Genomic DNA, 18400 nt, shown 5'->3' with positions numbered 1-18400 from the left:
ACGCCATGGGCAGGCTGGACGGGCGCGTCGTGATCATCACCGGGGCCGCACGCGGGCAGGGCGAGCAGGAGGCCCGCCTCTTCGCCGCCGAGGGGGCCCGGGTGCTCCTCGGTGACGTGCTGGACGAGCAGGGCGCGGCCGTGGCCGAGGACATCGGGAAGGACCGGGCCCGCTACGTCCGCCTCGACGTGAGCCGCGAGGAGGACTGGGCGGCGGCGGTGGCCGCCGCGAAGGACGCCTTCGGCCCCGTGGACGGCCTGGTCAACAACGCGGGCATCCTGCGCTTCAACGAGCTGACCGCGACCCCGCTGGAGGAGTTCCAGCAGGTGGTCCAGGTCAACCAGGTGGGCGCCTTCCTCGGCATCAAGTCGGTGGCCCCCGAGATCGAGGCGGCGGGCGGCGGCACGATCGTCAACACCTCCTCCTACACCGGCCTGACGGGCATGGCGTACGTGGGCACGTACGCCGCCACCAAGGCCGCCGTCCTCGGCCTGACCCGGGTGGCCGCGCTGGAGCTGGCCGGCAAGGGGATCCGGGTCAACGCGATGTGCCCGGGGGCCGTGGACACCCCGATGGCCAACCCGGGCCTGCTGGACCCGGCGGGAGTGACGGACGAGGCGCGCGAGGCGATGGCGGAGCTCTACCGGCGGGTCGTGCCGATGGGGCGGGTCGGGCGGCCGGAGGAGATCGCGCAGCTGGCCCTCTTCCTGACCAGCGGGGACTCCTCGTACATCACCGGCCAGCCGTTCGTGATCGACGGCGGCTGGATGGCGGGCGTGAGCATCCTCTAACGGCGCCACCCGGCGCCTCATCTGATGGAGCGTCAGGTATTGACGCTCCCGCCCCGGCGGTGGAACAGTCGGGGCATCGAATCTGACGCAGCGTCAGAAATTAAAGGACGGTGAACTCCCTTGGAATTCGGGCTCTTCGTGCAGGGATACGTGGCCGAGTCACGGTCCAAGGTCGACCCCGAGGCGGAGCACAAGGCGCTGATCGAGGAGACCGAGTACGTCATCCAGGCCGACAAGTCGGGCTTCAAGTACGCCTGGGCCTCCGAGCACCACTTCCTGGAGGAGTACTCCCACCTCTCGGCGAACGAGGTCTTCCTCGGCTACCTCGCGCACGCGACCGAGCGGATCCACCTCGGCTCCGGCATCTTCAACCCGCTCGCCCCGGTGAACCACCCGGTCAAGGTGGCGGAGAAGGTCGCCATGCTCGACCACCTCTCCAAGGGCCGCTTCGAGTTCGGCACCGGCCGCGGCGCGGGCAGCCACGAGATCCTCGGCTTCCTGCCCGGCATCGAGGACATGAACGGCACGAAGGAGATCTGGGAGGAGACCATCGCGGAGTTCCCCAAGATGTTCCTCCAGGAGGAGTACGAGGGCTTCCAGGGCAAGCACTGGTCGCTGCCGCCGCGCAAGATCTTCCCCAAGCCGTACGGCAAGGCGCACCCCGCCATGTGGTACGCCGCCGGCTCGCCCTCCTCGTACGCGATGGCGGCGAAGAAGGGCCTGGGCGTCCTCGGCTTCAGCGTGCAGAAGGTCTCCGACATGGAATGGGTCCTCGAGCAGTACAAGACGGCCATCCAGGAGGCCAAGGCGATCGGCGCCTTCGTCAACGACAACGTCATGGTCACCTCGACGGCGATCTGCGCCGAGACCCACGACAAGGCCGTCGAGATAGCGGTCAACGCGCACATGAACCGCTTCCAGTCGCTGGTCTTCCGCTACCACGACACCTTCCCCCGGCCGGAGGCGATCCCGCAGTGGCCCGAGCTGCTGCCCGAGTACAACGCGGAGATCATCGAGCTGCTGATCGCCGAGGAGCTGATGATCTGCGGCGACCCCTCGGAGGTCCGCGCGCAGTGCAAGCGCTGGGAGCAGGCGGGCGCGGACCAGCTGTCCTTCGGGCTGCCGACCGGGGTGTCGTACGAGGACACCATGACCACGATCAAGCTCATCGGCGAGCACGTCATCCCGGAGATCGACACCGACCCGGTCCACCGCACCACCCGCTTCCGCCAGGCCGTCTGACCCGGCGGGGGGTCGGGGCGGCGTCTTCCCGGACCGCCGTCCCCCACCGGCCCCGGCCGGGCGGCCACCGGCCGGGGCCCATCGTCCGCCCGCGGGTGCGGCGCCGTTGCGGGGGCTCCGCCCCCGTACCCCCGCTCCTCAAACGCCGGAGGGGCTGGATCTTCCGGCACCGGCAGAAGGGACGTCATGCTCGACCACCTGATCAAGGGCGCCACCGTCGTCGACGGCACCGGCGCCCCCGCCCGCCCGGCGGACGTCGGCCTGCGCGACGGCCGGATCGTCGCCCTCGGCGACCCCGGCACGGTCACGGAGGCGGCCCGTACCACCGAGGACGCCACCGGGCTGGTCCTCACCCCCGGCTTCGTCGACCCCCACACGCACTACGACGCCCAGCTCTTCTGGGACCCGTACGCCACCCCCTCCATGAACCACGGCGTCACCACCGTCGCCGGCGGCAACTGCGGCTTCACCCTGGCCCCGCTGCACCCGGACCGCCCCGAGGACGCCGACTACACCCGCCGCATGATGAGCAAGGTCGAGGGCATGTCCCTCAGGGCCCTGGAGGAGGGCGTCGACTGGACCTGGTCCGGCTTCGGCGAGTACCTCGACGCCCTCGAGGGCCGGATCGCCGTCAACGCCGGGTTCATGGTCGGCCACTGCGCCCTGCGCCGGCACGTGATGGGCGAGGACGCGGTCGGCGGGCAGCCCACGCCCGAGCAGATGCAGCAGATGCTCGACCTCTTCCACGACGCCATGGACGCCGGCGCCTGGGGCCTGTCCACCACCCAGTCCTCCACCCACTCCGACGGCGACGGCGCCCCCGTCGCCTCCCGCCACGCAAAGCCCGCCGAGCTCCTCGCCCTCTCCAGAGCGGTCGCCGAGCACGAGGGAACGCAGCTCGAAGCCATCGTCGCGGGCTGCCTCGACCAGTTCTCCGACGCGGAGATCGACCTGTTCGTCGAGATGAGCGCCGCCGCCGGCCGGCCCCTGAACTGGAACGTCCTCACCATCGACGCCTCCGTCCCGGAGCGGGTCCCGCGCCAGCTCGTCCCGAGCGAGCGCGCCCGCGTGGCCGGCGGCCGGATCGTCGCCCTGACCATGCCGATCCTCACCCCCATGAACATGTCGCTGGGCACCTTCTGCGCGCTCAACCTCATCCCCGGCTGGGGCGAGGTCCTCGGCCTGCCCGTCCCCGAGCGGATCGCGCAGCTGCGTGACCCGGCCGTACGCGCCCGGATGCTGGAGCGGGCCGACTCCAAGGAGGCCGGCGTCTTCCGCCGCCTCGCGAACTTCGGCCGCTACGTCATCGGCGACACCTACAGCAAGGAGAACGAGGGCCTCTCCGGCCGGGTCGTGAACGACATCGCGGCCGAGCGAGGCCAGGACGCCTTCCAGTGCCTGGTGGAGATCTGCGCCCACGACGAGCTGCGTACCGTGCTCTGGCCGATGCCCACCGACAACGACCCGGCGAGCTGGGCCCTGCGCGCCGAGACCTGGCAGCACGAGGACGTCATGCTGGGCGGTTCCGACGCCGGCGCGCACCTCGACCGGATGTGCGGGGCGCCGTACACCACCCGCTTCCTCGGCGACTGCCTGCGCGGCCGCAGGCTGGTCCCGCTGGAGCAGGCGGTGCGGATGCTCACCGACGACCCCGCCCGGCTGTTCGGCCTGCGCGAACGCGGCCGGATCGCCGAGGGCTACCACGCGGACCTGGTGCTCTTCGACCCGGAGCGCATCGACGCCCGCCCGGCCACCCTGGTGCACGACCTGCCCGGGGACAGCCCGCGGCTGGACGCGCGGGCCGTCGGCATCGTCTCGGTACGGGTCAACGGCGTGGAGACCGTCCGCGACGACGAGGTGACGGGCGCGATCCCGGGCACCGTGCTGCGGTCGGGCAGGGACACGAGGACGGTGAGCACGCGGTGAGCGGAGCGGGCGGGCAGGCGGACGGCAAGCTTTTCATCGGCGGCGAGTGGGTGGAGCCGGCGGGCGGGCACTACGAGGTGGTCGACCCGGCGGACGAGTCGGTCGTCGGGCTCGCGCCCGAGGCGTCACCGGCGCAGGTCGCGCAGGCGGCGCGGGCCGCGGCCGAGGCGTTCGGCGCGTGGTCCCGTACGCGGCCGGAGGAGCGGGCCGCGATCCTGGACCGGGCCGCCGACATCATCCAGCGCGAGTACGAGCCGTGGGCCGCGCTCGCCCGGGCGGAGAGCGGCGCGCCGACGGCCGTCGCCCGGGGCATGCAGGTCGGGGTGGGCGTGGCCCGGTTCCGGCGGTACGCCCGGGGAGCCCTGGAGCCCGTGGAGAGGGGCCTTCCCCCGCAGGTGACGGAGGCCGGGCCGATGGGGAAGGGGGGCGTCCTCGGCGCGCTGGAGGTGCGCCAGCCGGTCGGCGTGGTCGCCTGCGTCACCTCGTACAACAACCCGTGGGCCAACCCGGCGGGCAAGGTCGCCCCGGCGCTGGCCATGGGCAACACGGTGGTGGTCAAACCCGCCCCGCAGGACCCGCTGTCGGTGTTCAAGATGGCGCAGGCGCTCGCGGAGGCCGGCGTGCCGGCCGGTGTGGTCAACGTCGTGGGCGGCAGGTCCGTGGCGGTGGGCGAGGCCGCCGTGGAGAGTCCGGACGTGGACATGGTGTCCTTCACCGGTTCCACGGCGGTCGGGCAGCGCATCGCCGAGGTGTGCGGGCGGTCCATGAAGCGGCAGCTGATGGAGCTGGGCGGGAAGGGGGCGGCCGTCGTCTTCGAGGACGCCGACCTGGACGCCGCGACGCTGGGCATCGGCACCACGTTCTCCTTCTACTCCGGCCAGATCTGCACCGCCCCGACCAGGGTGCTCGTGCACCGGTCCGTCCACGACGCGCTGGTGGAGAAGCTCACGGGCTACCTGGCCTTCATGAAGGTCGGCGAACCGGCGGCGCGGGGCACGGTGGTCGGGCCGGTCATCTCGGCGGCCCACCGCGACCGGGTGGAGTCCTACGTCGAGCTGGGCCGCAAGGAGGGCGCCCGGATCGCGGTGGGCGGTGACCGGCCGGCGGTCCGCGCGGACGGCAAGGGCTTCTACGTGGCCCCGACCCTGCTGGTGGACTGCACCCCTCGGATGCGGGTGGTCCGCGAGGAGATCTTCGGCCCCGTGGTCGTGGTGGTCCCCTTCGACACGGAGGAGGAGGCGGTGGCCATGGCCAACGACTCCGACTTCGGCCTGATCAGCTACGTCTGGTCGCAGAACGCGGCACGGGCCTTCCGCGTGGCCCGGCGGCTGCGCTCGGGCGGGGTGGGCGTGAACACCGTCGGCCGGAACATGGAGGCGCCGTTCGGGGGCTTCAAACGCTCCGGTGTGGGGCGCGACGTCGGCTCCTACGCCCTGCACGCCTACAGCGAGATCCAGTCGATCGTCTGGACCACCTAGTAGGGCTTGGTGCCCCCGGCGTCCAGTGAGAAGACGGCCTCACCGCGCACCCGGCCGTTGACCTGCAGCTGCACCAGGTGCTCGCCGGAGTGGTAGCGGCGGGTGGTGAGCGGCTTGAAGGAGTGCCGCCGGGTGCCGGTGAGGGTTTCGCCGGGGGCGAGGGTGCGGGTGGTGAGCTTGAAGACCTTCGGCGTGCGGCCGCCGTTCGCCTTCGTGTGGTGGACGACGTAGTCCACCACCAGCTCGACGGGGCCCGGGCCGGGGCCGGTGTGGGTGACGGCGTAGTCGAAGACGAGGTACTCGCCCACCGCCACCCCCGGCGTCCTGACCACCGGCCCGGTCACCGTGACCGGGGCGTCGGGGGAGTGCCCGAGCAGGGTCAGTGCCTCGGGCCGCCCGGCCTTGATCAGGGTGCGCAGGCCGTGCCGTACGACGCGATCCGTCGTCGGGGCGGCCGCGCCCCCGCCCAGCCAGCGGGCGGCGGCCTCCACCGCGAGCCCGGGGTGGTCCCGGCTGATGTCGTTGAGGTGGTTGGCGACGGACCGGCGCACGTAAGGGGAATCGTCGCGGTACAGGGCGTCGAGCAGCGGCAGCGCCGGACGCGGGTCGGCGACGAACGCGGGCAGCTGCGGCGCCCACGGCAGCCGCGGCCGGGTCCCCTCGCTGGCGAGGCGGCGTACGTGCGGGTCGGGGTCGGCGGTCCAGTCCCGTACGACGGCGAGCGCGCGGGCCGGGTCGGCGCGCAGGAAGGGACGTACGGCGGATTCGGCGGTGAGCCGCGCGGTGAGGTCGCGCAGCAGCGCGAGACCGGGCTCGAACGCCTCCAATCCGCGCACGGCCACCGCCTCGTTGACGGGGAAGGTCATCCAGCCCGTGAAGCCGGGATCGGCGAGGGCGGTGCGGACGACGGCCTCGAAGGCGGGCCAGTCGCCGGGGAGGTCGGCGAGGACGGCGTCGCGCACGGCTGCGACCCGGGCGCTGTACGTCAGGCCGTCGAGGGCCAGGGCGCGGGCGTGCACGGCGGGCGAGGTCCGGCGGCCCGCCGCGCGGGCCAGGCGCCGGGCGAGGTCGGTGACGGTGTCCGCGCTGAGGAGCTCGTCGGCTGTGGGCATGGGGCCAGTCTCGCGCACCCGGAGCGGCCGGCGCCCGCACGTCACCCCGGCCGGTACGGCCCTCCTGCCGGGTTACCGGTGGTCACCAGAAAGTCACGTGGGAAACTTTAGAAACGCCCAAAACGGACATGGCTGCGGTTTCCGTATGGCGAAACAGTCCGGCGAGAGCCTGTTGAACCATGGATGAATTTCGATGTGAACCTTGCATTGCGTTCTCGTGAACGGGGCACGTCTCTGGATTCAAAGGATTTCGGCGGGCTTTCACACCGGACTTCCGTCCTCCGGATGTGGAATGCGCAGCATCTAACGTCCTGACCCATGACTCAGCTGGACGTTCGGCCTCAGGCCGGAGACACGGTAAACGGCGTCGCCGAGGGCGATGTGCGCGGTAAGGGCCTCGGCAAGGGGTCCGTCGGCCTGGTGGGAAGCGCCGTCATCGGCATCTCCACCGTCGCCCCCGTCTACTGCCTCACCTCGACCCTCGGCTCCACGGCCGGTGAGGTCGGCGTGCAGATGCCGGCGATCTTCATCGCCGGATTCCTCCCGATGCTCCTGGTGGCCTTCGCCTACCGCGAGCTCAACAAGGCCATGCCGGACTGCGGCACCTCCTTCACCTGGACCGTCAAGGCCTTCGGCCCGCGGATCGGCTGGATGTGCGGCTGGGGCCTGGTGATCGCCACGATCATCGTGCTCTCCAACCTCGCGGGCGTCGCCACCTCCTACTTCTGGCTGCTGGCCGGCGAGATCACGGGCAATCCGTCGATCGCCGCCCTGGACGAGAACAAGCTCGTCCACATCGCCACCTGCCTGACCCTGATCGCCATCGCGACCGCCATCAGCTACCGCGGCATGACGGCCACCAAGGGCGTCCAGTACGCCCTGGTCGGCCTCCAGCTCGTCGTCCTCGCCGTGTTCGTCGCGATGGCCTTCCAGAAGGCTTCCGCCGGCACCTTCGACACCGGACTGGCCTTCTCCTGGTCCTGGCTGAACCCCTTCGAGGTCGGCTCCATGGCGGCCTTCACCGCCGGACTCTCGCTCTCGATCTTCATGTACTGGGGCTGGGACGCCTGCCTGGCCACCAACGAGGAGACCACCGGCTCCACGAAGACCCCGGGCCGCGCCTCCCTCATCGCCATGGTCGTGCTGGTCGGCTCCTACCTGGCCACCGGCGTCGCCGCCCAGATGGCCGTCGGCTCCGGCGGCGAGGGCCTCGGCCTCGGCAACGAGGAGACCTCCGGCAACGTCTTCGCCGCCCTCGCCGGCCCCGTGATGGGCCCGGCGCTCGGCATCCTGCTCTTCGTCGCGGTCCTGGCCTCGGCCGCCGCCTCGCTGCAGACCACGTTCATCCCGGTCGCCCGCACCGTCCTCGCCATGTCGACCTACGAGGCGCTGCCGCCCTCCTACGCCAAGGTCCACGAGCGCTTCAAGACCCCGGGCCGTGCCACGGTCGTGGCCGGAGTCGCCACCGGCGCCTTCTACACCGTGATGACCCTGGTCAGCGAGAACGTCCTCACCGACACCATCTTCGCGCTCGGCCTGATGATCTGCTTCTACTACTCGCTGACGGCCTTCGCCTGCGTCTGGTACTTCCGCGGCGACCTGCGCCGCTCCGCGCGCGAGCTGTTCTTCAAGGGCGTCTTCCCGGCCCTGGGCGGCCTGCTGCTGGCCGCGGTGTTCTTCAAGACCCTGTACGACGCCTGGGACCCGGCCTACGGCTCCGGTTCCACCCTCCCCGGTGTGGGCGTCGGCAACGTCTTCGTCATCGGCGTCGGCCTGCTGGCCCTCGGCCTGGTGATCATGTTCATCACCGAGCGCCGCAGCCCGGCCTTCTTCCGCGGCGAGGTCCTGACCACCTCCACCCCCTCCCTGGTGGTCCAGGACTGACCCACCCCCTCCCGCACCACCCGCCGAGTCAGCACCGCGGCCCCGGATCGATCCCCCGATCCGGGGCCGCGGTGTGTCGCGGCACGGGCGGCGCCGACGTCATCCGATGCGCGGAACGGGGGCGGCGGGCGGTGACCCGGGCGGTGGCGGGGTCGTTGGGCCCGGCATGAATGCCATGAAGCGCACCCTCTCCGCCCTGGCCCTCTCCGGCGGCGCCGCCCTCGCACTCACCCCCGTCGCCGCCCACGCCGACGCGCCGGCCGAGGCTCCGCCGGTCGCGGGGCGGATCATCGAGATCGTCGACCACCCCGGGCAGACCGTCCAGGACACCAAGACCGCGCTCGGCGTGACCGCCGCGGCGGCCGGCTCCGCGACCAAGGCCACCGACGCCTCCCTCTCGGGCACGGGCACCGCCCTGACCGGCGGCCTGCCCGACGCCCCGAAGGTCCGCTGACCCCGGCCGACGGGAACGACGCCTCCCGGGACCCCGGGGGGCGCGGCCTTCCGGGGCGACGCTCGTTGACCAGCACATGATCCTCTGGCTGCTCAACCACCTCGGCACTCTCGTCATCGCCGTCCTCCTCGTCGGCGGCCTCACCGGCTTCGCCGTGGCCGGCAGCCTGGCCGCCCGCCGGCGCTTCCCGCACCTCGCGAAGGGCGAGCACAACGAGATGGTCGAAGGTCGCGCTCGGCATGTTCGGCGCGATCTACGGCATCATCCTGGCCTTCGTCGTCGTCACCCCCTGGACGCAGCTCGAGAACACCCGGAACATCGTCGCCACCGAGGCCACCGACCTGGCCCTGGTCGTGCGCAGCGCCGACGCCTTCCCGCCGGCCCGCGTCTCGATGGCCGAGACCTCACTGCCGGTCCTGCTGCAAGTGCTGGTGTACGGCGGCGCCTTCGTGATCGTCCCGCTCACGTTCCTGTTCGGTCTGCGCAGCCTGAAGATGCAGCTGCTGTTCGTCTCCGCGGTGGCCGGACTGATCGGCTTCAGCCTGCTGCTGGTGGTGGCGCTGGACCGCCCCTTGGCGGGAGACCTGAGCGTGAGCCCGGCGCCCTACAAGGAGGCGGCCCTGGCCCGGTTCTGGCCGGCCGGGGAAGGGGATCAGCCCCAGGTGCGGGAGCAGAGCACGAGGCGGTAGCCGTCGGGGTCGGCGACGGTGACGCCCCACTCGTCCCAATACGGATTGCGGGCCGGAACCCGGGTCCCGCCGTGCGCGACGAGCCGCTCGACGAGGCCCTCGTCGGGTGCCTCGCCCAGGTAGACGACGAAGAGGTCGTCGACGGTGGGGGAGGGCGCGACCGGGTTCGCGGCGTCATGCGTCAGCTCGAAGTGCCAGCCGCCCCCGGCGGGCCCGACCATCAGCAGATCGTGCTCGCCGGGCACGCCCTCCCCGATGCTGCGCCATTGGACGTCGAGCCCGAGCCCCTCGACGTAGAACCGCTCGGCGGCCGCCAGGTCCAGGGAGGGCCGGGCGACGCGGATGTGGGTACGTGAATCGATCATGCCGGGCAGCCTAGGACGGAGCGCGGACGGTCCGGAATAGGGCCCGGGATAAGGGAGTTGCACGCGAGGTAACCGCCGACCGAGACCGGAGCAGACCATGACGACCGAACCAGCCGCTGTAACGGACCGCTCGTTCCTCTTCGTCCTCGGCAGCTCCCGGCCCGACGGCAACACCGAGATCCTGGCCCGCGCCGCCGCCGAGCAGTTGCCCGCCGGGACCCCGCAGCGCTGGGTGGACCTGGCGAAGCTGCCGCTGCCCGACTTCCAGGACGGCCGCCACGAGAGCGGGAGCTGGCCGGTCGGGGAGGCCGAGGAGGAACTGCGGCGGGTCACGCTGGAGGCGACCGACATCGTCATCGCCTCACCCCTGTACTGGTACTCCCTCTCCGCGCACACCAAGCGCTACCTCGACTACTGGTCGGGCTGGCTCGGGGTGCCCGGCCTCGACTTCAAGGAGCGGATGGCGGGCCGGACGCTGTGGGGGGTCACCGCCCTGGCCCACGAGGAGGAGGCGGTCGCCGACGGGCTGGTGACCACCCTCAACCACACGGCCGCGTACCTGCGGATGCGCTTCGGCGGGGTACTCCTCGGCAACGGCTCGCGCCCCGGCCAGGTCCGGAACGACGAGCGCGCGATGGCCCGCGCCAAAACCTTCTTCCAGGGCGAGACCCCGCCCGCCCGGTTCCCCTACGAGGCGTAGCTCAACGGCCGGCCGTGACCCCGCCGAGGAAGGCGCCCCAGGCGGCGGGGGCGACGGCCAGCTCGGGACCGGCCGCCACCTTGGAGTCCCGGATGTGGACGGCGTCCGCACAGGCGGCGACCTCGACGCAGTCGTCGCCCTGGCTGCCGCTGTACGTGGACTTGTGCCAGGAGAGGGCGACCTCGACGCAGTTGTCGCCCTCGCTGCCGCTGTAGCTGCTCTTGAACCACCCAAGCCGGGAGCTGTTCACAGGGATCCTCGCAATCGCATCAACAGGCCCGCGCTGTCGGCGGGATTGAGGGCCTGGATGCGAAGTTTGGCATACCGCTGGTGGAGGAGGCTCATGTCTTTGGGGTCGGAGAAGACCTGGCCTGACTGCTGCCCCTCGGTGTAGCCCACCCACTCATGTTCCAGGGTTTCGAGGAGCCGGAAGGGGCCATCGGTGCCCGCGTGCTCCGGGCTGATCGTCGGCATGACCTGGAGGTCCACATTGGGCAGCTCTCCCGCCTCCAGCAGGTGGTCGATCAGCTCGCGCGTCACTTCCGGACCGCCCGTCTGCCGTTCGATCACCGCCTGCTCGATGATGAAGCTGAACGCGACGTAAGGCGTCCTCAGGAGCAGCGCCTGCCGGGCCATCCGGAACGTGATGCGGGCCTCCCCCTCCTCCGGCGTCGCCACCGGCGGCACGTCCCGGATCTGGGCCCGCGCGTACGCCTCCGTCTGCAACAGCCCCGGTATCGAGCGGCACTCGTACGTGTTGAGGGCGATCGCGTCCTCCTCCAGCTCCGCCCACCGCCGGAACCACCTCGCCAGCCCCCGCCGCCGCGACAGCTTCTTCGCCGCGATGCGGATGACGCCGAAGCCGTCCAGCACCTCCTCCGCCTTGTCCACGAACTTCGTGGACGGGTGGCGGCGGCCCTGCTCGACCGACGCCAGGTACTGCACCGAGTACCCGAGCAGCGGCCGGAGCTGCTCCTGCGTCAGGCCGGCCCGTTTCCGGAACGCCTTGATCGTCTCGCCGAAGTTCCGCAGGTCGTCGTCCGGCTCGACCTCGGCGTCGCCGCTCTCGTCGACACTCGTCACAGCGGTCACCTCCCCGGGACCAGGCTCACGCACAGTGACTGCCACTGTCCAGAGAGTGGACTACTACAGTTGAAAAGTAGTAGTCGGCCTGCTGGGAACTTCCCTGGCTACGCGGGACGGTCGGTCCATGACCGCACCTTCCGGCCACCCCCAGGCCCTCGTACGCACGTTCACTCAGCGTTTCAGCTGCACCCCGCGCGGGGCCCGCCTCGCCCGCCGGCTCGCGCTCCTGGAGCTGGACGCGTGGGGCGTTCCCGAATCCACCGCCCTCTCCGCCGACGCCGGGCTCATCCTGGCCGAGCTCGCCTCCAACGCCGTCACCCACGGGCGCGTCCTCGGACGGGACTTCGAGCTCCGCATGATCCTGCTGGGGGCTGTCCTGCGCCTGGAGGTTTCCGACCCGCGCCGCGACCGCCGCCCCGCCGTCCAGCCGCACACCTACCAGGCGGAAGGCGGCTACGGCCTGCGCATCGTCGACGCCCTCGCCACCGACTGGGGCGTCCTGGACCGGGTGATCGGCAAGACGGTGTGGGCGGAGTGTGCCGTGGGCGGTGCCGTCAGCCGCAGTTGAGGGTCTTCAGAGTCTCCGCCATGTAGGTGCGCATGAACGCCTCGACGTGGGGCCGCAGGTCCGGATTCTTCTTGTAGGCCCGCTTCGCCTGCACGGTGAGGGTGAAGTGGTCGCCGCCCGCCGTCTTGCACGGAGCCGTGGCCGTGGCACCGTCGTTGCCGAGCACGGCCTGCTCGAAGCCGAGATCGGCCACGGCAGGCTTCACCAGGCCGTAGACCTGGTTCTCGCGGGAGAGGGCCAGCAGGTCTCCCGGGGCGCCCTTGTGCCAGCTGAATCGGAAACTGAGAGCACGTTCATCGTCCACGACGATCACGCAGGGCGCTGACACTTGCGGTTCGTTCCGGTCCACCTTGCTGGTCTCCCTGAAGCTCCCGTGCGGCTCCAGCAGGGGACCGGACAAGTCCGGGGAGATGGGCGTGCCGCAGATCGTGTACGGCGGGGCCTCGTCGGAGGCGGTGCACGCGGCCAGGGGCAGCGCGAGGACGGCGACCACGGCTACCGCGGTGAGGGACCGCTTCATCCGGCCGCTCCGCTTTCCGGCGCTGCGACACCCTTGGCGCGGTCCGCACCGGCGCCCGCGGCCTCGTCCATCTTGGACTGGTGCACGAGCGGGGCGGTGTCCTTGTCGTGCTGCTTCATCCACTCGTCAGTGAGCGCCATCAGCTGGCCGTTCCGCTTTTGGAACGCCTCATAGTCCTTGTCCGCGTACTCCTGATCGATGTGCTTCTGCTCGTCCGCCAGCCACTTGTCGACCACGTAGTCGAAGCCGGCCTGGACCTCCGCGTCATAGGCGGGCAGGTAGCCGATCGCCGTGTCGAACATCCACTTCTCGTCCCAGGCGGCCGTCTCGGCCGGGCCGACCGCCGCGGTGCGGGCCTCCTCCAGGAAGCCCACCGTGCGCCCGGCCCGCAGCAGCGACTCCTCCGGGTGCTTCTGGCCCGCCTCGTGGATCTCGGCGACCATGGCCTGGTTGATGCCGTAGTTGAGGTTTCCGTAGGCCTCCTGGTCCTTGGAGACCTGTTTGATGACCTCGTACATGTCGTTCTGCGGCACGGGCAGCGAGCGCATGTCCACGCTGCTGGTGACCTCGTGCACCGTGTCGGCGTGGTTGACCAGGACGTTCGCCATCGGCTCGCGCAGCGATTCGGGAAGGTCGTCGCCGGCCTTCGCGAACTGGTCGATGGAGTTCTTGAAGACGGCCTTGTTGTCGGCGGTGTGCTCGACGAACTTCGGGTTCTCCGCCGACGGGTCGATGCCCGTGGCGCCGGCCTGCAGCGCGGCGGCGAAGCCCGCCCGGTCGTCCTTGTCGAGGCCGGCGGAGTAGTGGGTGGAGTTGCCGTGCTCGTGCGCCTCCAGCACCACCTCCCAGTTGCGCTCCATGAGGTGCTTCATCCGGTCCTCGTCCTTGAGGTAGGACGCCGCGGCCGCCGGGTCGTGGCTCATCACGCCGAGCAGGCCGTCCATCGGGTCGTTGGCGAACCAGCCGGTCCGCTCCCCGCTGTACTCGCCGCCCTTCATGACCCAGATGTCGTCCCGGCCCTTCTCCGCCTTCATGATGTCGTCGCCCATGTCGTGCAGGAACTGCTTCGAGTAGTCCCCGCCGCCTTGGCTCATCAGCGTGACCAGCGACTGGTAGCCGTACGCCTTCTCCAGCCGCAGATCCGTGAAGGAGGTGTTGCGGCGCTCGAGGCCCTCCTTCTGCATGTCGGCCCGGAACTTCTTGTAGACCTCCGACTTCGGGTCCTGCGTCGCCGAGGCGAGCGTGGCCCCCAGGCCCTTCTGCAGGGCCGTGTAGTCGGCTTTGTTCGACGGGTCCTTGACGTGGATCTGGTCGCCCAGCCGGTTCGTCAGCTCGATCGTGCCCTTCGCGCCCAGCCCGTTGATGAACACCTGGCTGAACTCGGGCTTGCCGGAGTTGTCGCGGAAGGACCGCTGCAGCTCCGCCATCTCGGCCGCCGGGATCTTCTCACCCCCCGCCAGGCGGGTCGCGATGCCCTCCGCGTTCCGCGCCTCGTACACCTCGACGTCGCCCTGCGCCGTGCCGTTGAACCCGGTGCCGAAGGTGGTGTCGTTCTTCTCGCCGTAGCCGTCCGCGCAGGCCGCCTCCAGTGCGATCTTCACACCCTGGTCGGCGTCGTCGAGGGCCTTGACCGCGCTTTCGATGTGCTGCGACCAGGAGTTCTCGACGTTCTTCAGGTCCGGGTCGTGCCGGGCGGCGTTGGCCGTGCCCGCGTCCGCCCTGGAGAAGTCGAAGGTGCAGCGGCCCTGGTCGGAGACCTTCATGCCGGCCTTCACCGCGTCGTCGCGGGCCGATTCGACCTTCTTCTTCAGGTCGGTGAACTGCTCGTGGGCATCACGCAGCAGGCCGGCGATCGCCTTCGCCTGGATCTGTGCGGCGGAGTACTCGTAGCGGGTGCCGTCGAAGTTGGTCCGGGCCGCGCCCAGGCTCACTCCCGTCCAGGGCTGACCGCCCAGGGTGATCTTCTGGACGCTGTCCCGGTAGCGGTCCTCGACCTTCTTGAACTCCCCGGCCATCTCGTCCCACTTGGCGGCCGCGGTGGTCAGCTGTCCGAAGTCGGTCGTCATGACCTCGTGGTACGTCAGCATGGTGCTCGTCCGCCGCCCTACAGCCCGTTCAGTTTCGAATCGGGGGAGGGCTTCAGGATGCCGAAGCCGTCGCCCGTCGTGATGTCGTTGCGCAGGAACAGGTTCGAGGTCCCACGCAGCGCGGTCTTCTCCGAGGCCAGCCGACCCATCAATCCGGTCACCTGCCGGTCCCAGGTCTCCTGCACCTTCTTCAGCCCGGCTGCCGTGCTCCAGCCGTCGAGGGCCTTCACCGCGCCGTTCGAAGCCTCGTCCGCATGGTCCGCGGCCTTCTTGGTGCTCGGCTCCAGGTCGTTCTCGATGGTGTTCGCCGCGGCCTTCTTCTCCGCGGGTGAGGAGCCGAAGTCCCCGGTGCCGGGGAGGAGCGGGCCGGGCGTGGGCCCCGAGTTCAGCCGCATGGCCGCCTGGTCCGCCGCGGCCGACCGCGCCTGACCCCAGTCCTGCTCGAACCCCATGGTGGTGCCTCCCCCGCCGCCTACCGTCCGTCACCAGAGCATCTCTTCGACGCTACAGGCCGGGCCGCCGCCCGAACGCGCTGACGGATGGCCGGCACGGCCCCGGCGGTGGTGTGTCGGCCGACGCTTCGCCGGTACCGGGCCTCAGCGGGCCCGGTACACCTCGCGGCGGTGGGCCGCTGCCAGTACCCAGATGATGAGCCGGTTGTCCTCCACGGTGTAGACCACTCGGTAGTCGCCGATGCGGAGGCGCCAGCGCGACGCATGCCCCTGGAAGGCCTTGATGTCGAACGCTGTCGTGTCCCCCGCCGTGAGGGCCTTTTGGAGCTCGGTGAGCCGGTGCAGGATTCGCACGGCATCAGGGCGGGGGACCTTGAGCATGTCGCGTTGCGCGTGCGGGGTGAACCGGGTGACGTAGCCCATCCGTCAGGCCTGCTGTTCCCGGAGGAGCGCGGCCATCTCCTCGAGGGAAACGGATCCCTCCAGGCCCTCGCTCTCGGAGTCGTCGGCCAGGGTGTTCAGCCAGGCCTCTTCGGCTTCGTCGGCGAGGCGGCGCAGCCGCTGGTACTCATCGATGTCGATCACGACGGCCTCGTGCTTGCCGCGGCGCGTGATGATCGTGGGCACCCCTTCGCGACGGGCGCGGTCTATTGCGTCCGCGAGATGGCTCCGGACCTCTGCCATCGACTCGATCACAGGCTCGCTCATGGCTGTAATGTACCAGATGTACATGAAATGGTAGAGGCGGGCACAAGGCCGGCCTGCGCCGGGCTCAGAGGTAGCGGGCGAACTCGTCCAGGGTGCGCAGGATCTCCGGTTCTGCCGCCGAGGGGAGTTGGAGGACGACCTCCTCGATGCCGAGGTCGGCGTAGTGGCCCATCTTGCCGGGGGTGGGCTGGACGGCGTACGGGACCACCTGGAGGGCCTTCGGGTCGCGGCCGGCCGTCTCCCAGAACCGGCGCAGCACCGGCAGGGACTCGGTGAGGCCGCCACCGCCGATCGGCAGCCAGCCGTCCGCGTGGTCGGCGATGGCGGTGAACAGCTTCGGACCGGCCTGGCCGCCGATCAGGGTGCGGGGGCCGTACAGGGGGACGCCGGGGCCGAGCTCGCGCGGGGCCTGGACCGGCTTGGGGTGCGCGGAGCTGGCCCGGACGGAGGAGAACTCGCCCACGTAGGCCGTGGGTTGCGGCGCCCACAGCGCGCGCATCAGGGCCATCCGGTCGCGGACCAGTTCGCGGCGCGTCCCCCATGCGACTCCGTGGTCGGCGGCCTCCTCCACGTTCCAGCCGTAGCCGATGCCGAGGGTGAAGCGGCCGCCGGACAGGTGGTCGAGGGTGGCGATCTGCTTGGCGAGGTCGATCGGGTCGTGCTGCGCCACGAGCGTGATGCCGGTGCCGAGGTGCAGCCGCTCGGTCACGGCGGCGGCCTGGCCGAGGGCCACGAACGGGTCGAGGGTGCGCCCGTACATCTCGGGGAGCTCGCCGCCCATCGGGGCGGCGGTGTCGCGGCTCACCGGGATGTGGGTGTGCTCCGGGAGGTAGAGGCCGGCGAAGCCCCGCTCCTCCAGGCTCCGCGCGAGGCGCACCGGCGAGACGGTGCGGTCGGTGAGGAAGACGGTCGTGGCGATGCGCATGGCTTGGGACACCTCCGAGACGTGGGAACCGCAACGGTACGGGCTGGCGGACCGATTGTTGAGGGGGTGTCAGGGCGGTGCGGCGGGGCGGTGCGGACCGGTCAGCCTCGGGGGTAGCGGGCCAGCCAGCCCGGGGAGGAGGCCGCGGGGCCGTGGAGGGCCGGGCCCTGGGTCATCTCCAGGGCGAAGTCGTCGGCGAGCTCCAGCAGCGTGGCGCGGCCTTCGAGCTCGGCGAGCCAGGCCCCCGGGAGGGCGGTCTCGCCGTGCAGGGCGCCGAGGAGGGCTCCGCACAGGGCCCCGGTGGCGGCCGAGTCCCCGCCGTGGTTGACGGCGAGGCGCAGGCCGTGCGGGACGTCTTCGGCGACCAGGGCGCAGTAGACGGCGGCGGCGAGCGCGGCCTCGGCGTCGCCGTCGGCGAGGGTTTCGACGGCGGCGGGTCCCGGGGCGCCCTGGGTGACGGCCGCCAGGGCGCGCTGGAGCGCGTCGGTGACGGGCTGGTGCCCGGGCCGGGCGCCGAGCTGGCCCAGGGCGCGCTGGACGGCGGAGTCCAGGGACTCGCCGCGGGTCAGGCCGTGGACGACGAGGGCGAAGGCGCCGGCGGAGAGGTACGCGGCGGGGTGGCCGTGGCTCTGCGCGGCGCACTCCACGGCGAGCTGGAGCACCAGCGCCGGATCCCAGCCGACGAGCAGTCCGAAGGGGGCCGAGCGGGTGGTGGCCGCCGCGTTGCGGGCGGTGGGGTTCTTGGGCTGCGCGAGGGTGCCGAGGACATCGTCGGCGAAGCCGGTCAGGCAGGCGCGGTCGGGGCCGCGACGGGCGTAGAGCCACTCCTGTGCGGCGAGCCAGCCGTTGTCCGCGCGGCGCTCGTCGGGGCCCCAGTCGTGCTGGGTGGCGGCCCAGCGGCGGTAGGCGCGGTGGACGTCCGTGGGCGGGTGCCAGGCACCGGTGTCCCGGCGTACGTGGGCCCGTATCAGGCCGTCCGCGGTGAAGAGGGTGAGCTGGGTGGCGGCGGTGACGGGGGTGGTGGTGGGCGCGGTCAGGCCCTGCGGGCCGTGCGCCGCGTGGATGGCGTCGAGGGGGAGCCCGGCGACGGCCGCCCCGAAGGCGTCGCCGATGGCGGAGCCGAGGAGGGTGCCGCGGACCCGGCTGCGGAAGTCCTGCTGCTCGAACCGGCCCCACAGCCCGATGACGGGGGCCCCGGCCCGCCTTCCGGGAGCGGCCCCCTCCGCCGGGGCGTGCGCGAGGCCCCGGCCGTCGGACGCATGGTGGCCGGGGCCCGTCGGTATGCCCCGGCCGTTCGACGCCGGGCCGCCCGGGCGGGGGCCCGCGGGTGGGGCGGCCGGTGTGCCCCGCATGGCCGCCGTGCTCGCGCCCGTTGTCGCGTCCATCGCCCTCACCGTCCCCCTGGCCGTGCCT

The 18400-nt window shown here is 71.5% G+C and carries 20 protein-coding genes and 1 pseudogene; 10 read left to right on the top strand and 11 right to left on the bottom strand.

Annotation, left to right across the window (positions count from 1 at the left end; translation table 11 throughout):
* Window positions 1–5: 5 nt before the first annotated feature.
* The 4 genes from AC07FY_RS17365 (at window position 6) to AC07FY_RS17350 (ending at window position 5437) form a co-directional block, all read left to right on the top strand.
* On the top strand, window positions 6–791 hold the full coding sequence (locus AC07FY_RS17365; protein ID WP_479006875.1) for an SDR family NAD(P)-dependent oxidoreductase: 786 nt from the start codon (window positions 6–8) through the stop codon (window positions 789–791).
* Window positions 792–911: 120 nt separating this feature from the next.
* Window positions 912–2033, top strand: a complete 1122-nt coding sequence (locus AC07FY_RS17360) for an LLM class flavin-dependent oxidoreductase (protein WP_479006872.1) — start codon at window positions 912–914, stop codon at window positions 2031–2033.
* Window positions 2034–2219: 186 nt separating this feature from the next.
* On the top strand, window positions 2220–3959 hold the full coding sequence (locus AC07FY_RS17355) for an N-acyl-D-amino-acid deacylase family protein (protein ID WP_479006870.1): 1740 nt from the start codon (window positions 2220–2222) through the stop codon (window positions 3957–3959).
* Complete coding sequence (locus tag AC07FY_RS17350; protein ID WP_479006867.1) at window positions 3956–5437, top strand: aldehyde dehydrogenase family protein; 1482 nt, start codon at window positions 3956–3958, stop codon at window positions 5435–5437. Before AC07FY_RS17355 ends, AC07FY_RS17350 begins: the two co-directional genes overlap by 4 nt.
* Here the strand turns inward: AC07FY_RS17350 and AC07FY_RS17345 are convergent.
* Window positions 5434–6549: a DNA alkylation repair protein gene (locus AC07FY_RS17345; protein ID WP_479006865.1), complete on the bottom strand. Its 1116-nt coding sequence runs from the start codon at window positions 6547–6549 to the stop codon at window positions 5434–5436. The genes AC07FY_RS17350 and AC07FY_RS17345 overlap by 4 nt on opposite strands.
* Before the next feature lie 318 nt (window positions 6550–6867).
* Between AC07FY_RS17345 and AC07FY_RS17340 the strand changes: the two genes are divergently transcribed.
* The 4 genes and pseudogenes from AC07FY_RS17340 to AC07FY_RS17325 all read left to right on the top strand — a co-directional run bounded on the left by AC07FY_RS17340 (window position 6868) and on the right by AC07FY_RS17325 (window position 9576).
* Window positions 6868–8433 carry an APC family permease gene (locus AC07FY_RS17340; protein ID WP_479006862.1) on the top strand — a complete coding sequence of 522 codons (1566 nt, stop codon included), beginning with the start codon at window positions 6868–6870 and terminating at the stop codon, window positions 8431–8433.
* A gap of 175 nt (window positions 8434–8608) precedes the next feature.
* Window positions 8609–8887 (top strand): hypothetical protein, encoded by a 279-nt coding sequence (locus AC07FY_RS17335; RefSeq protein WP_479006859.1) that lies wholly within the window; start codon window positions 8609–8611, stop codon window positions 8885–8887.
* 218 nt (window positions 8888–9105) lie between these two features.
* Window positions 9106–9210 (top strand): annotated as a pseudogene (locus AC07FY_RS17330) (bestrophin-like domain); the annotation flags it as partial.
* Window positions 9211–9279: 69 nt separating this feature from the next.
* Window positions 9280–9576 (top strand): bestrophin-like domain, encoded by a 297-nt coding sequence (locus AC07FY_RS17325; protein WP_479007112.1) that lies wholly within the window; start codon window positions 9280–9282, stop codon window positions 9574–9576.
* Here AC07FY_RS17325 and AC07FY_RS17320 read toward each other — a convergent pair.
* Window positions 9540–9941, bottom strand: a complete 402-nt coding sequence (locus tag AC07FY_RS17320) for a VOC family protein (protein WP_479006857.1) — start codon at window positions 9939–9941, stop codon at window positions 9540–9542. The two genes, AC07FY_RS17325 and AC07FY_RS17320, sit on opposite strands and share 37 nt — an antisense overlap.
* A gap of 97 nt (window positions 9942–10038) precedes the next feature.
* Between AC07FY_RS17320 and AC07FY_RS17315 the strand changes: the two genes are divergently transcribed.
* Window positions 10039–10641 carry a flavodoxin family protein gene (locus AC07FY_RS17315; protein WP_479006855.1) on the top strand — a complete coding sequence of 201 codons (603 nt, stop codon included), beginning with the start codon at window positions 10039–10041 and terminating at the stop codon, window positions 10639–10641.
* Between the two features lies 1 nt (window position 10642).
* On the opposite strand, the gene AC07FY_RS17310 is transcribed toward AC07FY_RS17315, so the two are convergent.
* Both AC07FY_RS17310 and AC07FY_RS17305 read right to left on the bottom strand, forming a co-directional pair.
* Window positions 10643–10891, bottom strand: a complete 249-nt coding sequence (locus AC07FY_RS17310; protein ID WP_479006852.1) for a DUF397 domain-containing protein — start codon at window positions 10889–10891, stop codon at window positions 10643–10645.
* Complete coding sequence (locus AC07FY_RS17305) at window positions 10888–11724, bottom strand: helix-turn-helix domain-containing protein (protein ID WP_479006850.1); 837 nt, start codon at window positions 11722–11724, stop codon at window positions 10888–10890. Before AC07FY_RS17305 ends, AC07FY_RS17310 begins: the two co-directional genes overlap by 4 nt.
* Window positions 11725–11851: 127 nt before the next feature.
* Between AC07FY_RS17305 and AC07FY_RS17300 the strand changes: the two genes are divergently transcribed.
* Window positions 11852–12295, top strand: coding sequence for an ATP-binding protein (locus AC07FY_RS17300; RefSeq protein WP_479006849.1), 444 nt, complete (start codon window positions 11852–11854; stop codon window positions 12293–12295).
* Here AC07FY_RS17300 and AC07FY_RS17295 read toward each other — a convergent pair.
* The 7 genes from AC07FY_RS17295 to AC07FY_RS17265 all read right to left on the bottom strand — a co-directional run bounded on the left by AC07FY_RS17295 (window position 12282) and on the right by AC07FY_RS17265 (window position 18165).
* Window positions 12282–12815, bottom strand: coding sequence for a hypothetical protein (locus AC07FY_RS17295; RefSeq protein ID WP_479006847.1), 534 nt, complete (start codon window positions 12813–12815; stop codon window positions 12282–12284). The genes AC07FY_RS17300 and AC07FY_RS17295 overlap by 14 nt on opposite strands.
* Window positions 12812–14881: a hypothetical protein gene (locus AC07FY_RS17290; RefSeq protein WP_479006844.1), complete on the bottom strand. Its 2070-nt coding sequence runs from the start codon at window positions 14879–14881 to the stop codon at window positions 12812–12814. The genes AC07FY_RS17295 and AC07FY_RS17290 overlap by 4 nt, the downstream gene beginning before the upstream one ends.
* A 38-nt stretch (window positions 14882–14919) precedes the next feature.
* On the bottom strand, window positions 14920–15354 hold the full coding sequence (locus AC07FY_RS17285) for a hypothetical protein (protein WP_479006841.1): 435 nt from the start codon (window positions 15352–15354) through the stop codon (window positions 14920–14922).
* A gap of 144 nt (window positions 15355–15498) precedes the next feature.
* Window positions 15499–15777 carry a type II toxin-antitoxin system RelE family toxin gene (locus AC07FY_RS17280; RefSeq protein WP_479006838.1) on the bottom strand — a complete coding sequence of 93 codons (279 nt, stop codon included), beginning with the start codon at window positions 15775–15777 and terminating at the stop codon, window positions 15499–15501.
* A 3-nt stretch (window positions 15778–15780) separates the two neighbouring features.
* Window positions 15781–16062 carry a type II toxin-antitoxin system Phd/YefM family antitoxin gene (locus AC07FY_RS17275; protein ID WP_479006836.1) on the bottom strand — a complete coding sequence of 94 codons (282 nt, stop codon included), beginning with the start codon at window positions 16060–16062 and terminating at the stop codon, window positions 15781–15783.
* Window positions 16063–16126: 64 nt separating this feature from the next.
* Window positions 16127–16987 (bottom strand): TIGR03619 family F420-dependent LLM class oxidoreductase, encoded by an 861-nt coding sequence (locus AC07FY_RS17270; RefSeq protein WP_479006833.1) that lies wholly within the window; start codon window positions 16985–16987, stop codon window positions 16127–16129.
* A gap of 101 nt (window positions 16988–17088) precedes the next feature.
* On the bottom strand, window positions 17089–18165 hold the full coding sequence (locus AC07FY_RS17265) for an ADP-ribosylglycohydrolase family protein (protein ID WP_479007109.1): 1077 nt from the start codon (window positions 18163–18165) through the stop codon (window positions 17089–17091).
* Window positions 18166–18400 lie beyond the last annotated feature (235 nt).

It is taken from the genome of Streptomyces sp. NPDC045967, from assembly GCF_056430495.1.
The sequence above is the reverse complement of the archived record's forward strand: the minus strand, read 5'-3'. Positions and strand labels throughout refer to the sequence as shown.

Bases quoted from the DNA above. Each gene is read 5' to 3' on its own strand.
- AC07FY_RS17365 (WP_479006875.1), top strand. From the start codon at position 6: ATGGGCAGGCTGGACGGGCGCGTCGTGATCATCACCGGGGCCGCACGC.
- AC07FY_RS17355 (WP_479006870.1), top strand. From the start codon at position 2,220: ATGCTCGACCACCTGATCAAGGGCGCCACCGTCGTCGACGGCACCGGC.
- AC07FY_RS17345 (WP_479006865.1), bottom strand. From the start codon at position 6,549: ATGCCCACAGCCGACGAGCTCCTCAGCGCGGACACCGTCACCGACCTC.
- AC07FY_RS17340 (WP_479006862.1), top strand. From the start codon at position 6,868: ATGACTCAGCTGGACGTTCGGCCTCAGGCCGGAGACACGGTAAACGGC.
- AC07FY_RS17335 (WP_479006859.1), top strand. From the start codon at position 8,609: ATGAAGCGCACCCTCTCCGCCCTGGCCCTCTCCGGCGGCGCCGCCCTC.
- AC07FY_RS17325 (WP_479007112.1), top strand. From the start codon at position 9,280: ATGGCCGAGACCTCACTGCCGGTCCTGCTGCAAGTGCTGGTGTACGGC.
- AC07FY_RS17320 (WP_479006857.1), bottom strand. From the start codon at position 9,941: ATGATCGATTCACGTACCCACATCCGCGTCGCCCGGCCCTCCCTGGAC.
- AC07FY_RS17315 (WP_479006855.1), top strand. From the start codon at position 10,039: ATGACGACCGAACCAGCCGCTGTAACGGACCGCTCGTTCCTCTTCGTC.
- AC07FY_RS17300 (WP_479006849.1), top strand. From the start codon at position 11,852: ATGACCGCACCTTCCGGCCACCCCCAGGCCCTCGTACGCACGTTCACT.
- AC07FY_RS17295 (WP_479006847.1), bottom strand. From the start codon at position 12,815: ATGAAGCGGTCCCTCACCGCGGTAGCCGTGGTCGCCGTCCTCGCGCTG.
- AC07FY_RS17290 (WP_479006844.1), bottom strand. From the start codon at position 14,881: ATGACGACCGACTTCGGACAGCTGACCACCGCGGCCGCCAAGTGGGAC.
- AC07FY_RS17285 (WP_479006841.1), bottom strand. From the start codon at position 15,354: ATGGGGTTCGAGCAGGACTGGGGTCAGGCGCGGTCGGCCGCGGCGGAC.
- AC07FY_RS17280 (WP_479006838.1), bottom strand. From the start codon at position 15,777: ATGGGCTACGTCACCCGGTTCACCCCGCACGCGCAACGCGACATGCTC.
- AC07FY_RS17275 (WP_479006836.1), bottom strand. From the start codon at position 16,062: ATGAGCGAGCCTGTGATCGAGTCGATGGCAGAGGTCCGGAGCCATCTC.
- AC07FY_RS17270 (WP_479006833.1), bottom strand. From the start codon at position 16,987: ATGCGCATCGCCACGACCGTCTTCCTCACCGACCGCACCGTCTCGCCG.